Origin of the sequence: Cohnella sp. 56, assembly GCF_037963805.1 — a bacterium.
GTDB lineage: Bacteria > Bacillota > Bacilli > Paenibacillales > Paenibacillaceae > Cohnella.
The window spans coordinates 40,010-53,279 of sequence record NZ_JAZDQE010000019.1 but is presented as its reverse complement, the minus strand read 5'-3'; the positions used below and the strand labels follow the sequence as shown (position 1 = coordinate 53,279).

Genomic DNA, 13,270 nt, shown 5'->3' with positions numbered 1-13,270 from the left:
CAGATGTGTAAAAGAGGGCGGACTTCTCCGCCCCTTCGAGTTAGATAACATCGGCCATCCTCCAGCGTTTCTCCGCAGCCGTCCGTTCGAGCAACTGCAGGTATTCTTGGCCCACGACCGGCCATTGCATGCTTCGTCCGATATCTGCCGCCGTCTTTTCGCAGAGCTTCAGCTTCTCCGGGTAGGAGAACAGCTCGATCAGCTTCACGCTCCAAGCTTCTACATCGCCGTAAGGCAGCAGGAGCTCCTCGCAACCTTGCAGAAGGTCCTTGGCATAAATGTAAGGCGTGCTCAGCACGGGTCTGCCCAGACCGACCGCATAAGCCAGCGTGCCGCTCGTAATCTGCTGCATGCCCGGATAAGGCGTCACGTACAGGTCGCATGCCTGCAGCAGAGAGGTCAGTTCCTCTTCCGGAATATAGCCGTCGATCATACGCACATGATGCTGGAGGCCCAGCTCCTCGATCATGGCATTCAACTCGTCCCGGTATGCCTCGCCTTCATGCTTGCGCACCTCGGGATGTGTCTGTCCTGCCAGCACATAGAGCAGATCGGGCACGGCCTTCACCGCCGCCGCCATCGAGCGGAGGATGAGCTCCACGCCTTTGCTGCGGCTGAGCAGGCCGAACTGGAAGATCACCTTGCGCTTCTCCCAGCCGTATTCGCTGCGGGTCCGGATGCGGTCCGCGCGGCTCGGCACCGGGGTGCCGTGGGGGATGAAGGAGATTTTCTCGAGCGGCACGCCGAAGTTGTCGTTCAGATAACCGATCGCCTTGCGATTCATGACATGAATTCGGTCGCTCCGCTTCGCGATCTCGGCTTGCACGGCGGCGTACGGCTCTTGAGGCGTCTCGAACACCGTGTGGAACGTCGTGACGACTGGTTTGTTCAGCCTGCTGATCAGATCGATCGCGTAGGAACCGGCCTCGCCGCCGAAGATGCCGAATTCATGCTGCAAGGAGACGATATCGACCGAGCTGCGGTTGAGATAGTCCGCCATTTTGCGGTACTCTTCCCGGTCGTTTTTGAGCAGCGGATAGTGCCAGCTCTCATTATAGAGCTCCTTTTCGTCTTCGTTGCACATCGCTACGATCGGATCCGGAAAAATGCCGTTATGCGCCTCACGCACCGCTTCCCGCAAATGATGCGTATACGTCGCAAGACCGCATTTTTTCGGGACGTAGGTGCTCACATAGGCGATTTGAAATGTTTTTGGACTCATTAATGTCGCACCTCCAGCATTTTGCGTCTGATTTCTGTTATGCAATAGTCAGGCTGCCGGCGTCGTGTACGCCGTTGCCGATTACACATTCGTTTAGCCGCGCCGACACGCCGACATCGGTCCGGTCCAGCACGATCGATCTGGCGATTCGGGCGCCTGCGCCGATACGGCAGTAGTTGCCTACGACGGAGTAAGGGCCGACGATCGCTTTGTCGCCGATGATCGCATAGTCGCCGATAACGACGGGAGGCACGAGCAAGACGCCTTTGCCGATGGTCGCATTTTTGCCGATCCAGATGCCTTTCTCGTTCATTTCCGTACCGCTGATCGAGAGCGGAAGCTTGCGGTCGAGCACATCCCAATGAAGCTCGCGGTAGCGCTCGGGCGTATCGGCGGCTTTCCAGTAACCGCTGGCGATATAGCCGGCCACGTCGCTTCCAATGCCGATCAGAAGAGGAAACAGCGTTTCTTCCAGCGTTGCGTCGGGTGCATCCGGGATGAAGGACAGCGCGGATTTACTCATCATATATACGCCTGAATTGGTGAGGTTAGACGGCGCATATTCGGGGCCTGTCTTGTTGCGCATGGCGATGACGCGTCCCTCGAGATCGATGGAGACATGGCCGAACGGCGCATCGCCGTCCGTATCGAGCAGGCATACGGTCGCCAAGACGCCTTCCCGCACATGATGCGCCATCGCCTCGTCGAGCCGAATCGTCTGGACGACATCCGCGTGAGCGACGATGAAGCGTTCCTGCAGCAGCGGCTCGGCGGCATGGAGCGCGCCGGCCGTATTTCCCGGCTCCCAGCCGGTCAAGTAGGCGATATGTACGCCGTACTTGGAGCCGTCTCCCAGCAGGGACGCTATGTCATGGCCGACCTCATCTCCCGGAATGGCGAGGATGACGTCACGGACGCCCTGCGCCGGACAGTTCAGCAGCAGATGTTCGATCCATGGCCGGTTGGCCACGGTTCCCATCCACCCTCCGGGATTGTCCGCTCGCGGCATCCCGGCAAGTAGCAAGGCTTGCATTGGGCGATCTACCTCCGTTTGGGGGAATGCACATGCAGCATTACAAGCATGTATTTAATTAACGCATTTTGTCTGCGCTGAAACAGCATTTGTTAAACCTGTCATCCCGCGGCACAGTCAAGCCTCCGGGGAAGCGCAAGCAGCGGACAGTAAAAAACGGCAACGCTACGAGGATCGTAGACGATTGCCGTTTTTTCGCGAACGCTCTTATGGACTGCCGGGCTTACTTATTTATATGCTGCGTTTATAAGTTGCGGCGGCGTCCGAAGATGAGAGAGATGACGAACAGGATGATGAACAGGAAGAACAGGAACTTGGCTACGCCGACCGCTGCTCCGACAATGCCGCCGAAGCCGAAGATAGCGGCTACGATCGCGACGAGCAGGAAAATAAATGCCCAGTATAACATAAGAACGCCTCCTAAGTATCGATAGTGATCATACCTCGCAGGACCGGGAGTCGCTTGTGGATGTTCCCCCGTTTTCCCTTGCTTGCGGTGTGTCCGGTATGATCTTGCTGCATCCTTACCACTGCCCCGGCAGGCTGAATCATCATCATTGCCGCCAAATTAATCCTACAATAGATGTCGTCAAACTTCGTCGTTGTCCAATCGGGCGAACGCCGAGATCCGGCTCGCAGCAAGGCATCTCGCCGTTTCGTCGGCGCCGGGCAGGGGTAATTGACGATATGCAAGCGACATTGAAATCCTAAGAAAGGCAGGTGATACGCATGAGCAACCAAGCATTGATGGCTTGGAGCGTCGTCGTCGTTGCGATCAGCTTCGCCGCCCTCTGCGTATATTTGATCGTTACCTTGAAGGCGGCTCGGGAGACGCTGGTCTCCGTCCAAGGCACGATTAAGGAAGCGAATCAGACGGTGGGGATGCTGCATACGCAGGTCGAGGACCTGACCAACAACGTCAAGGTCATCTCCGAGGACGTGAAGAACAAGATTCGGTCTACCGACGATTTCTTCCAGGCTGCCCGCAATGCCGGGGTGACGCTGAAGGAGACGACGGGGGCGGTGCGGGATATCTCGTCCACCTTGTCCCGCGCAGTGCGGCAGCAGGTGGCCGCGCTCGAGCCCGGTCCGGAGAGCAAGAAGACGTGGACCGAATGGTTCAAGGTCGGCATGAATGTCGTATCCGCCATCCGCAGCGCGAAGCAGCAGAGCAAGGAAGAAAAGGCGGTTCGCGCCGCCGAGCTGGCCGAGGAGGAGCCGCGTTTGTACGACAGCGCCGCCTATGTGCCGGAGCCGTTTCAAGCAGGCAGCCATCGGGTATATAACGGACACAGTCACAACTGACGATTCATTGCGAATCTGATTCGCAAGTTTATATCATTAGTATCCGACCCGAACCACACGACAGGAGGAATCTGCTATGGATAGAGCGTACGCAAAGCTGGTGAACAACGGTCTTGAAGCATTCGACACGGTGAAAGATCTTCACCGTCAAGGATACCGCGAGGAAGAGATCTATGTGCTGGCGCACGGCGAGAGCCGCACCGATCGCATCGCCGACGTCGCGAATGCGAACACGATCGGCGCTTCGGAGGAAGGCGTGATTCAATCCGTAGCCAATCTGTTCAGGGATCGCGGGGACGAACTGCGCGCGAAGATCGAGGCGCTCGGCTTCGACGCCGCAGAGGCGGAGCAGTACGAGGCCGAACTCGATCGCGGCAAAGTGCTTGTGATGGCGAAGCATTGATCGTGACTGAAAGGGCCGGCTGACGGGAATAAGGGATGAGGGGGCTGCGGCCCGTTCATTCCTTATTCCCGTTTGCAGGCTTTTGCTTTACAGCTGCTTATGGCTGCGATACCTTTAACGTATGATAGAGGCGAGGAGATCCGTAAATTATGAGCATTTTGGTCGTGGACGACAATCCGATGAATGTCATGGTGGTCCGGGAGATGCTGAACCGGTCGGGCTATGAAGACGTACAGGTCGCTTATTCGGCGGACGAGATGTTCGATATACTGAGGTCCGAGGGGCGGGGCGCGCAGACCCCCGTCTCCGTCAATCTGATCCTGCTTGATCTGATGATGCCCGGCACGGATGGGATCGAAGCCTGCGGCATGCTTCAGAAGGACGAGCAGCTGCGGGATATACCGGTCATCATGGTGACGGCGATCGGCGATTCTCGCAAGCTGGCCGAGGCGCTCGATGCAGGCGCGACGGATTATGTGACCAAGCCGATCAACAAGATCGAGCTGCTGGCGCGGATTCGTTCGGCGCTTCGCCTGAAGACCGAGCTCGACTGGCACAAGGAACGGGATCGGCGCCTGCATGAGGAGCTGAGCCTGGCCCGCCAGGTGCAGGAGGCAGTCATGCCCAACGACGTCGACGAGGAGAATCTGCGGATGCGCGCCTTCTTCCGTGCGTCCGAGGGGCTGGCCGGAGATCTGTACGCGTGGCATGTGCTCGATTCGCGCCATTATCTGATCGCGATCATGGACGCGATGGGGCATGGCATCTCTTCGTCGCTCATCAGCATGTTCACCGCCTCCGTCCTGCATGAGGCGATGCGCACGACCGTGACGCCCAAGCGAATCGTCAATGAGCTGAACCGCCGGCTGCTGCAGCTCCAATACGAGAACGAGATGGTCCAGTACTACTGCACCGGGATATGCGCCTGGATCGATCTGGAGAACGGCATTATCGAGTATGTGAATGCCGGCCATCCGCCCGGGCTCATCACGAGGGGCGACGGCAGCGGGACCCACCAGCTCGGCGCGACGGCGCCGCCGATCGGGATGTTCGAGCAGATGGAGGTGGCGACCGAGACGGCCAGCCTGCGCGCCGGCGACGTCCTGCACCTGTTCACGGACGGATTGCTGGATCTGTTCCCCGGGGACATGGAGCAGCGCATCGCCCAGCTCACCGGCACGATCCTGGAGTCCGAGGGCGACTCGAAGGCGCTGGAGCAGCTGCTCGTACAGGAATCTCTCGATCGCAGACCCGACGACCGCTGCCTCGTTCGCGTCGAGGTCAAGCAGGCGCTATGACCGAATGACCGCAGAAGTGTACATACGCATTTACATGCTTGCCGATACGCTGCATCCGGTTTACCTATGATTAATTGCGAAGCCGTTTCCTCGAGGCCGGCTTTTGTCTCTATCGAAGGTGTGGTTTAGTAATGACAGATTTTCTGGACATAAGCCCATATGACGATCGACTGGAGAAAATCGAGATCGAATGTCTGCTGGAAGCCGTCTTCAAGCGATACGGCTACGATTTTCGCAACTATGCCTACCCGTCCTTGCGGCGCAGAATCTGGCACAGAGCGTCGACCGAGCAGTTGGAGACGATATCTCTGCTTCAGAATCTCGTGCTTCACGATCGCGACGCATTCGAGCGTCTGCTGTCCGATCTCGTCATCCCGGTCACCGAGATGTTCCGCGATCCGGGCATGTTCAAGCTGATACGGGAGCGCGTCATGCCGATCCTGAATCAGTCTACGTTCGTGCGCGTTTGGCATGCGGGGTGTGCGACCGGTGAAGAGGCCTATTCGATGGCGATTATGCTTGAAGAGAGCCGCATGCTGAGCAAGTCGCGGATCTATGCGACGGACATCAGCGAGGCCAGTCTGCAGCGCGCCCGGCAGGGCATGATCTCGCAGGACCGCCTGAGTCTGTACGCGCACAACTATCTTCAAGGAGGAGGCGAGCAGGACTTCGCTTCCTACTATGAGTCCAATCACGGCCTTGCCACGCTTCACCCCCGGATTCTCGAACGGATCGTATTCGCCGAGCACAATCTGGTGACGGACAGGTCCTTCAACGAATTCCAGATTATATTTTGCCGCAACGTGATGATCTACTTCGATACGGCGCTGCGGGAGCGGGTGCACGGGCTGTTGTACGACAGCCTCTCTCCGGGCGGCTTCCTCGTGCTCGGCAACAAGGAATCGGTCGCCTTCACGAGCTTCGCGGGCCGCTACGAGACGTGGAACGACGAATACCGGATCTACCGCAAGCTGCGCTGACGAGACTCGCCGGTTGCTGTGCGCGGTACGGTTCAAAGCGGCATTCCCAGGGTAAAATTACAAAAAGGCGGTGTTGGCATCTAGCGCCTATAAGGAGGTAACGCCCTTGGGAATCACAATCGGGATCTTCGACAAGGAACAGCAAGTTCTGGACGCCGTTGAGCTGCTGCGCGCCAGCGGCGCGCATAAGGATGACGTCCGCGTAATCGTCAAAAACGAAGAAAACGTACCGTTGCTGTCGGCGAGCGATGCGATTCAAGTCGAGGGCATCGCGGGCATCAGGGCCGCCAGGGAGCATTTCTCCGGCCGCAGAGACGGAGACGCGTGGGACGGAGACGGGGATGTCCCGGTCGCCGGCGTGTTCGCCGTGCCTCAGCTGAGCGGCACCGGCGGTTTTGCCGGCGGGGTCACGAACCCCGGCGTCGCCGCACCCGGCCTGGCCGTTCCTGGCGGCGGATTGCTGGGCCTGAACGGAGACGGCCCGCATACCGATTCGCTGCTGGCGGATCTGGGGCTGTCGGGCGGGGACACGGACCGGCTGGCGGAGGCTGTCAACGACGGTCGCTATCTCGTCGTCGTAGGCGAGCGGCCGGACGATCAGGCGGGAGATCTGCTGAGCCGGGCCGGCGCGCTGGAGATCGTGAACTAACGGCAGCGGGTTGCATGGTCAAAAAAAAGAAACCGGTCTGCGGTTAAGTCGGCAGACCGGTTTTTCGATTGCGCAAACCGACGATGGACGACAGCGGATTCGGGCGGTCCTGCAGCTCGTCCAAAATAATGTCGCTTGCAAGCATGCTGTAGACGGCGCCGTTGCCCCCATACCCCAATGCGAGATAATGACCGGGGCGTTCCGGATCTTCCCCGATCCACGGCAAATTGTCGTTGGATTCGCCGAAGGTCGCATTCCATTCGTATTCGAGCTCGAGCGGCAGTCGGGGGAACAATGCCTTGGCCTCGTCAAGCAGCCGCAACGATATGGCCCGCAGCTGATGCTGCAGCTCCACGGGCGTGCGCATGTCTTCGTCGAATCCGCCGATAATGACGCGCCCTTCGGTCGTCGTGCGGGCATACAGGTACGGGCGGGCCGTCTCCCACAGCAGCCATCGCTGATGCCATTCGGCCAGGCTGGGGACGGGCCGCGTCGCGATGGCGTATGTACGCGCCAGCTTGACGTCGATTGCGCTGCAGCAAGCTGTTTCGGGGCGATAGCCGACCGCATACACAATTGCCTGCGCCCGGACCGTACCTCCTGTCGTATGGCACAGCAAATCGCCCTTCGTTCCTTCTACCGACACGAGGGAGGTGCGCTCGAATATGCGCAGACCGCGGTCTGCGGCCTGCTCGGCCAAGCGTACGGCAAAATGATACGGATCGAGCTCGCCGTCCCCGCTCGTCACAAGGGCGGCCGGCTTGGCGAACGGAAAGTCGGCTTTGATCTTGGCCTCGTCTAGCCAGTCGACACTGAATCCGTTTTTGCACAGCATCTCATACTCGCTCCGGAGCTTGGGGACGTCCTGCGCCGAGCTGGCGTAGTACAGGCTGCTCCGCCTTTTAAAGCCGACATCCTGGGGCAGTCTCGCGGCAAGCTGACATAACCTCTCGACCGCATGCTTGCATTCTTGGTAAAATAGAATGGCGCGGTCTTCGCCGAGCTGGGATGCCAGGTCCGACAGCATGATATCGTTGGAGTATTGCAAAAGACCGGTGCTGGCAGAGGAACTGCCCGAACCGATCCCGTTCTCTTCGACGAGCGCGACGGACAAGCCGGCTTCCGTCAGCTTGTGGGCGATCAGCGTGCCCGTCAGGCCTCCTCCGACGATCAATACATCGCAACGTTCGGCATCGCCGGAGAGTGTCGGATATTGCACGATTTTTTTGTTGTTGGACGGCCATAGCAGCGAACCGAAGTGAAGCGGGTGCAAACGAACGCCTCCATCATGTTAAGCTCGTTCAAGTATTTCCGATTCCCGGACGGTTTAGACGAGCGGGAGCAGGTAGTAAATAATGAGATAGAGAACGCCGAAAAAAATGACGAGGTAAGCGGCATACTTGATAAAGGTCGACCACACCATGCTGGAATCCGACTTTTCGTGCACCTCATGCCGTTCGATGTCCACATTTTTATCCATGATTATCAGCTCCTCGGTGAAATTATTATCCAGTGTTGGGTTATCCTACATTACCCGGACGCCGTGCACCGCGAAACAAGGTTTTAAGCCGGTTTCGGTGTTTCAAACGCCTCGGCGAAGGGGTAATGAAATTTATGAAATATTGGAGAGGGGTTTCGTATGCAAAACGAAAAATTGACGTTCCAAACAGAAAATCTAGATGGACTGACCGTCGTGCGTATTGCCGGCGAGCTTGATCTGGAGGTGGCTTCCCAAATGCGCTCCGTCATGGAGCCGCTCATGGAATTGTCGGACCGCAAGCTCATACTTAATCTTCGAGATCTTAAATACATCGACAGCACCGGGATTGGCATTCTGATCAGTATTGTGAAGGCCCGTCATTCTCGCAACGCCCCTTTCGGAGTAGAAGAAGTGCCTTCGACGATTCAGAAACTATTCGACATGACGGGGATCACTCCGTTTTTGGCTGCTTCTCCGAATGCTTAATACCAATGAGCAATTACAATCCGAAGGGAACGAGGACGGAACAACGATGAGAAACGATGGGACAGTGACGCTGACGGTACCCGCCAAAGCCGAGTTCGTTGATATTATTCGTTTGACCCTGTACGGCATAGCCGCCAAGATGAAGTTTTCATTCGAGGAAATCGAAGACATGAAGGTGGCCGTATCCGAAGCCTGCAACAATGCTGTATTGCATGCATACGACCATTCGCAGCCCGGTCAGCTGGAGGTTTCTTTTACCGTCATGGGCGATGACCGCCTGCAGATCGCGGTGAGCGACTCGGGTATCAGCTTCGAACAGGTGAGCGACCGGTCGACGTCCACCTTGCACGGAAAGTCCATCGAGGAAATCCAGTCGGGCGGATTGGGACTTTATCTGATGCAAGCACTGATGGACGAAGTAGAGATCCGGAGCAATCAAGGGACAAGAGTCATACTAACTAAACGGCGGCTCGCTCAAGAAACAGTATGAGCCTTCAATCGAGCGCCCGTCTGCCCGACGACGCGATCTTGAAGCTGCTGGAATATCAGAAAACGCTGTGCAATGATCTGGCCGAGGAGCTCATCCGGCATTACGAGCCGCTCGTGCGTATGGCCGCGCACAAAATGTCGCGCAGCCATCTGAGCTTGCAGGAGGATCTGTTCCAGGTCGGCAGGATGACGCTCTTCAGATTGCTGAAGCAATTCGACCCTGACCTCGGCATGCCCTTCGAGCCGTACGCCATGAAAAGCATCGTCGGCCAGATGAAGAACTATCTCCGGGATAAGTCCTGGTACATACAAGTACCGCGCCGGATCAAGGAGAAGGGACTCGTCGTGCAGCAGGCGATCGACGAGATGACCGTCCGACTCGAGCGCTCTCCGAGCGTCGAGGAGATCGCAGAGTTTCTGGAAATGGGCGTAGAGGATACGCTTGAAGTGCTGGCCGGGAGGGAGCTGCATCATTACGTCTCCCTGGATACGCCGGTGTCCCAGGAGGAGAATACGGCAACGCTCGGCGAGCTGATCGGATCGACGGCCGACGACTTCGCCGGCGTCGATCGCAGAATCGATCTGCAGGAAGCGATGATGAAGCTCAAGCCCGAGGAGCGGCAGGTGCTGCTGCTGCTGTACGAAGAAGGTCTGTCGCAGCGCAGCGCGGCCGATCGCCTCCAGGTGTCCCAGATGAGCATCTCCCGTATTCAGCGGCGCGCCATCGAGAAGCTGAAGGGATGGCTTACCGAACCCGACGAAGAGGAATCCAATTAATTCCAGACGCCCCGCACTGTTTCTAGGTGCGGGGCGTCGGGTAATAATCGGTAAGCTACACATTCACTTCGCCGAAGGCGGTGGGCATGATGACAGTCAAGTATCGAATCGAATGCTTCGAGTGCGACATCGTGGTCAGGCAAAAAGACGAAGCCCATACACTGAGCATCCAATCCCGCAAGACGCCACTTGGTAACGGCAACCGGCTGGCTCAATATCCATCAGAGCAAGAGGCTGTGCGAGCGGCGGATCAGCTCTGCCAGACGTACACCATTCTGAGGGAGTTCGGCTACCATCTCTCCGGAGGAGACTTCGTTAGAGACGGCGTACCTTCGATTTCCGTCGTGTCGCTGCTGGACCAGGCACTGGACGCCAGCGATCTGCGGTCGCTCCTTAATCGGGAAGCGATTGCACACGGCGTACAGGAGACTGGCTGATCGACGCAACCTGTTAGGGGCCTCCTCGGAGGCCCTTCATTTTTGGCGTCCGGATAGTGGGAGCGGTTCGGGACGGGATCTCAGGAATCGTCCTGGTTCGGGTCGCTGACCAGCCCCTCTTCGCTTAGCTCGCTGCCGGTCTTGACGCGTTCCATGTCCGCGCCCAGCCGCTTCAGATCGTCGAAGTCCTGGACCATGGAGCCGTTGCGCGCCTCATCGAGCGTCCTTGTCGGGATCGGCCCAGACGGTTTGCTGTCGGCCTCGGCGCTGTATTCGGCCTTGGTCTGCTCCGGTCCGGCTGCGCTCTTTTCCTGCATGGGGATAGCCTCCTTTGTGGTTGAAGTTGCCGATGCCCACATACAAAAGCCATCCCCGGGATACCCGGGGATTGGCTTTTGTAGAGCATTCAGTTAGGTTTGTGCGATTCTTGAAGGGAAGCGCTGATGTCGTCCTTCGCGGCGTTGATGCCGTCCTTCGCGTTCGTCATCGCCGATTTGGTCTGGCTGATGATATCCGAAGCCTGCTGGCCGACTTTGGAAGCCAGCTCTTGCGTCTTCGTACCGGCGGTGGAGGCCCATTCCTTCGATTTGTCCATCGATTTGTTATAGGCCGCCATTAGATCCTGGCGCATCTCGCGTCCGGGTTTCGGAGCCAGCAGCAGCGCTGCGGCCGCTCCGACTACACCGCCGATAACCGCACCTTTAACCATTCCTGCCATGTGAATTCCTCCTTGTAATGGCTAAGCCATTTTGTAATTGGGGTCATAAGCTATGATCGTCTTGCTTGCTTTTTTTTACCCTTGCGACCGGGCGCTGAATCATTGCGGGCTTTCCGAGAGGCCTTGCTATAGACTACAATAGGTAACAGATTATTTTAGAGGGCGAGGACGATCATGGAATCACGGGATTACGGCGGCAGCCTGTCCGCCTATGGCTTCGGCCGCGACGAGGATCGGACCCGGCGGCCCTGGGGACGCATCGATTTGCTCCTGATCGCGCTGCTCATGCTCGTCTCGGCGCTGCTGTCTCTTCACGATCTGGGCAACCGGCACGGGCCCCAGACTTTCTGGCGGCCGGGCGCTTCGGGCGAAGGCTTCGTGGCGGACTTCGGCGAGCTGCGCCAGGTCGGCCGCATCAATCTCTATGAGGGACCGGGCGCCGCGGGAGAGACGCAGATCGATTCGTCCGCGGACGGCGTGAATTGGACGCCGTATCTGACGGTCGAGCACAAGACCGGGCGCGTCTTCACCTGGATGGCGGAGGACAAGCCGGCCAGCGCGCGCTATATGCGGTTCACCGCCAAGCGCACCGGATACACCCTGTACGAGGCGGGCTTCTTCGAGGCCGGCACCAAGGCGCGCATCGCGATATCCGGCATCGAGCCTGTCGGCAAGGCCGGAGCGGACGCAGAGGGGGCGGGGGCCCAGGTTTTCGACGAGCAGGACGAGGCGCCGTACCGGCCCGACTACCGCAACAGCATGTATTTCGACGAGATCTACCACGGGCGCACCGCCTACGAATTTATCCATCAGATGCAGCCCTACGAATGGACGCATCCGCCGCTCGGCAAGTGGCTGCTGACATTCGGCATCCGGCTGTTCGATATGACGCCGTACGGCTGGCGATTCATGGCCGCCGTATTCGGCACGCTGATGGTGCCGGTGTTTTATGCAGCCGCCCGGGCGATGTTCCGCAGCACCCGCTACGCGTTCATTGCGGCGCTGCTGCTCGTGCTCGAGGGCTTTCATCTCGTGCATTCGCGGATGGCCAACGTCGATATTTTCGGCGTTACCTTCACGATCCTGATGTATACGTTCATGTACAAGTACGGCGAGCGCAAGTGGGAGTACGGCGGCTTCGGGCGCAGCTTCGGATGGTTGGCGCTGTCCGGTATCTTCTTCGGCTGCGCATCGGCGGTCAAGTGGAACTATATGTACGGCGGCGCGGGGCTCGCCGTGCTGTTGTTCCTGGCGCTGTACAGGCGCTGGCGCGAGTCGCGCTGGGAGTACGGCAGCGCCTACTTCAAGAAGCTGACGCTGACCTTGCTGTCCTGCCTGATCCTGTTCGTGGCGGTGCCCGCAGGCATCTATGCAGCCTCGTACATCCCGTACGAGAAGGCGACCAAGGCCGACGACGGGCTCAAGGACCTGCCGCGCTACCAGAAGGACATCTACAACTATCACAAGGGCGTCAAAGAAAAGCATCCGTACTCCTCCAAGTGGTATACGTGGCCGGAGATGCTGCGCCCGGTGTGGTACTACGGCGGCAAGGACCTGGCGAAGGGAGACGCGCAGAGCATCGCGGCCATCGGCAACCCGGTCATATGGTGGGGCGGCCTGGCGGCCCTGCTCCTCTCCTGGTGGCTGGGCGCCCGCAACCGGGACAAGGCGGTGCTGACCATCGCGGTTATGTATTTATCGTTTTACGTGCCGTGGATGGTCTCGCCGCGCAGCATTACGTTTTTGTACCACTACTTCCCGATGGTGCCGCTGCTGATTCTGTCCATCGTGTGGATGCTCAGATGGCTGGAGCAGCGCTGGTATTACGGCAGGACGTTCACCGTCGTCGTCGTGGCGGGGGCCGCCGTGCTGTTCGTCTGGTTCTATCCGGTGCTCACCGGCATGACCATCAGCCGCGAATGGATGAACTTCGGCATACGCTGGCTCCCGAGTTGGGGATTCTGATTGATAGTACGTACTGTTGAGGAGGAAG

The 13,270-nt window shown here is 58.5% G+C and carries 17 protein-coding genes; 10 read left to right on the top strand and 7 right to left on the bottom strand.

Annotated elements, in window-relative coordinates:
- Positions 1–40: 40 nt before the first annotated feature.
- The 3 genes from VQ071_RS25115 to VQ071_RS25105 form a co-directional block, all read right to left on the bottom strand.
- The gene (locus VQ071_RS25115; protein ID WP_340517002.1) at positions 41–1,222 is read right to left on the bottom strand and encodes a glycosyltransferase family 4 protein; all 1,182 of its coding nucleotides are present in this window, start codon (positions 1,220–1,222) and stop codon (positions 41–43) included.
- A 37-nt stretch (positions 1,223–1,259) separates the two neighbouring features.
- Complete coding sequence (locus VQ071_RS25110) at positions 1,260–2,255, bottom strand: NDP-sugar synthase (RefSeq protein ID WP_340517001.1); 996 nt, start codon at positions 2,253–2,255, stop codon at positions 1,260–1,262.
- Between the two features lie 244 nt (positions 2,256–2,499).
- Positions 2,500–2,664, bottom strand: a complete 165-nt coding sequence (locus VQ071_RS25105) for a DUF1328 domain-containing protein (protein WP_340517000.1) — start codon at positions 2,662–2,664, stop codon at positions 2,500–2,502.
- A gap of 320 nt (positions 2,665–2,984) precedes the next feature.
- Between VQ071_RS25105 and VQ071_RS25100 the strand changes: the two genes are divergently transcribed.
- From VQ071_RS25100 to VQ071_RS25080, 5 genes are all read left to right on the top strand, one after another.
- Positions 2,985–3,560 carry a DUF948 domain-containing protein gene (locus VQ071_RS25100; RefSeq protein ID WP_340516999.1) on the top strand — a complete coding sequence of 192 codons (576 nt, stop codon included), beginning with the start codon at positions 2,985–2,987 and terminating at the stop codon, positions 3,558–3,560.
- A 76-nt stretch (positions 3,561–3,636) separates the two neighbouring features.
- On the top strand, positions 3,637–3,963 hold the full coding sequence (locus VQ071_RS25095; RefSeq protein ID WP_340516998.1) for a general stress protein: 327 nt from the start codon (positions 3,637–3,639) through the stop codon (positions 3,961–3,963).
- A gap of 149 nt (positions 3,964–4,112) precedes the next feature.
- Positions 4,113–5,261 (top strand): PP2C family protein-serine/threonine phosphatase, encoded by a 1,149-nt coding sequence (locus VQ071_RS25090; RefSeq protein ID WP_340516997.1) that lies wholly within the window; start codon positions 4,113–4,115, stop codon positions 5,259–5,261.
- Between the two features lie 131 nt (positions 5,262–5,392).
- A complete protein-coding gene (locus VQ071_RS25085) occupies positions 5,393–6,241 on the top strand; it encodes a CheR family methyltransferase (protein WP_340516996.1) in 849 nt (282 codons plus the stop codon).
- Positions 6,242–6,347: 106 nt separating this feature from the next.
- Positions 6,348–6,890, top strand: a complete 543-nt coding sequence (locus tag VQ071_RS25080; protein ID WP_340516995.1) for a hypothetical protein — start codon at positions 6,348–6,350, stop codon at positions 6,888–6,890.
- A gap of 43 nt (positions 6,891–6,933) precedes the next feature.
- Here the strand turns inward: VQ071_RS25080 and VQ071_RS25075 are convergent, their stop codons facing one another.
- Both VQ071_RS25075 and VQ071_RS25070 read right to left on the bottom strand, forming a co-directional pair.
- Positions 6,934–8,163 (bottom strand): NAD(P)/FAD-dependent oxidoreductase, encoded by a 1,230-nt coding sequence (locus VQ071_RS25075; protein WP_340516994.1) that lies wholly within the window; start codon positions 8,161–8,163, stop codon positions 6,934–6,936.
- A gap of 54 nt (positions 8,164–8,217) precedes the next feature.
- A complete protein-coding gene (locus tag VQ071_RS25070) occupies positions 8,218–8,370 on the bottom strand; it encodes a hypothetical protein (RefSeq protein WP_340516993.1) in 153 nt (50 codons plus the stop codon).
- A 159-nt stretch (positions 8,371–8,529) separates the two neighbouring features.
- Here VQ071_RS25070 and VQ071_RS25065 point away from each other — a divergent pair, with 159 nt between their 5' ends.
- From VQ071_RS25065 to VQ071_RS25050, 4 genes are all read left to right on the top strand, one after another.
- Positions 8,530–8,856, top strand: coding sequence for an STAS domain-containing protein (locus VQ071_RS25065; protein ID WP_340516992.1), 327 nt, complete (start codon positions 8,530–8,532; stop codon positions 8,854–8,856).
- 46 nt (positions 8,857–8,902) lie between these two features.
- Positions 8,903–9,346: an anti-sigma B factor RsbW gene (gene rsbW / locus VQ071_RS25060; RefSeq protein ID WP_340516991.1), complete on the top strand. Its 444-nt coding sequence runs from the start codon at positions 8,903–8,905 to the stop codon at positions 9,344–9,346.
- Complete coding sequence (locus VQ071_RS25055) at positions 9,343–10,122, top strand: sigma-70 family RNA polymerase sigma factor (protein WP_340516990.1); 780 nt, start codon at positions 9,343–9,345, stop codon at positions 10,120–10,122. The genes rsbW and VQ071_RS25055 overlap by 4 nt, the downstream gene beginning before the upstream one ends.
- An 86-nt stretch (positions 10,123–10,208) precedes the next feature.
- Positions 10,209–10,559, top strand: a complete 351-nt coding sequence (locus VQ071_RS25050) for a hypothetical protein (protein ID WP_340516989.1) — start codon at positions 10,209–10,211, stop codon at positions 10,557–10,559.
- A gap of 80 nt (positions 10,560–10,639) precedes the next feature.
- Here the strand turns inward: VQ071_RS25050 and VQ071_RS25045 are convergent, their stop codons facing one another.
- Positions 10,640–10,876, bottom strand: coding sequence for a hypothetical protein (locus tag VQ071_RS25045; protein WP_340516988.1), 237 nt, complete (start codon positions 10,874–10,876; stop codon positions 10,640–10,642).
- Positions 10,877–10,965: 89 nt separating this feature from the next.
- On the bottom strand, positions 10,966–11,277 hold the full coding sequence (locus tag VQ071_RS25040) for a YtxH domain-containing protein (RefSeq protein ID WP_340516987.1): 312 nt from the start codon (positions 11,275–11,277) through the stop codon (positions 10,966–10,968).
- Positions 11,278–11,451: 174 nt separating this feature from the next.
- Between VQ071_RS25040 and VQ071_RS25035 the strand changes: the two genes are divergently transcribed.
- Positions 11,452–13,242: a glycosyltransferase family 39 protein gene (locus tag VQ071_RS25035; RefSeq protein ID WP_340516986.1), complete on the top strand. Its 1,791-nt coding sequence runs from the start codon at positions 11,452–11,454 to the stop codon at positions 13,240–13,242.
- The last annotated feature ends 28 nt before the right edge of the window (positions 13,243–13,270 follow it).

Bases quoted from the DNA above. Each gene is read 5' to 3' on its own strand.
- VQ071_RS25095 (WP_340516998.1), top strand. From the start codon at position 3,637: ATGGATAGAGCGTACGCAAAGCTGGTGAACAACGGTCTTGAAGCATTC.
- VQ071_RS25065 (WP_340516992.1), top strand. From the start codon at position 8,530: ATGCAAAACGAAAAATTGACGTTCCAAACAGAAAATCTAGATGGACTG.
- rsbW (WP_340516991.1), top strand. From the start codon at position 8,903: ATGAGAAACGATGGGACAGTGACGCTGACGGTACCCGCCAAAGCCGAG.
- VQ071_RS25070 (WP_340516993.1), bottom strand. From the start codon at position 8,370: ATGGATAAAAATGTGGACATCGAACGGCATGAGGTGCACGAAAAGTCG.
- VQ071_RS25115 (WP_340517002.1), bottom strand. From the start codon at position 1,222: ATGAGTCCAAAAACATTTCAAATCGCCTATGTGAGCACCTACGTCCCG.
- VQ071_RS25055 (WP_340516990.1), top strand. From the start codon at position 9,343: ATGAGCCTTCAATCGAGCGCCCGTCTGCCCGACGACGCGATCTTGAAG.
- VQ071_RS25040 (WP_340516987.1), bottom strand. From the start codon at position 11,277: ATGGCAGGAATGGTTAAAGGTGCGGTTATCGGCGGTGTAGTCGGAGCG.
- VQ071_RS25035 (WP_340516986.1), top strand. From the start codon at position 11,452: ATGGAATCACGGGATTACGGCGGCAGCCTGTCCGCCTATGGCTTCGGC.
- VQ071_RS25050 (WP_340516989.1), top strand. From the start codon at position 10,209: ATGATGACAGTCAAGTATCGAATCGAATGCTTCGAGTGCGACATCGTG.
- VQ071_RS25090 (WP_340516997.1), top strand. From the start codon at position 4,113: ATGAGCATTTTGGTCGTGGACGACAATCCGATGAATGTCATGGTGGTC.
- VQ071_RS25105 (WP_340517000.1), bottom strand. From the start codon at position 2,664: ATGTTATACTGGGCATTTATTTTCCTGCTCGTCGCGATCGTAGCCGCT.
- VQ071_RS25045 (WP_340516988.1), bottom strand. From the start codon at position 10,876: ATGCAGGAAAAGAGCGCAGCCGGACCGGAGCAGACCAAGGCCGAATAC.
- VQ071_RS25100 (WP_340516999.1), top strand. From the start codon at position 2,985: ATGAGCAACCAAGCATTGATGGCTTGGAGCGTCGTCGTCGTTGCGATC.
- VQ071_RS25110 (WP_340517001.1), bottom strand. From the start codon at position 2,255: ATGCAAGCCTTGCTACTTGCCGGGATGCCGCGAGCGGACAATCCCGGA.
- VQ071_RS25085 (WP_340516996.1), top strand. From the start codon at position 5,393: ATGACAGATTTTCTGGACATAAGCCCATATGACGATCGACTGGAGAAA.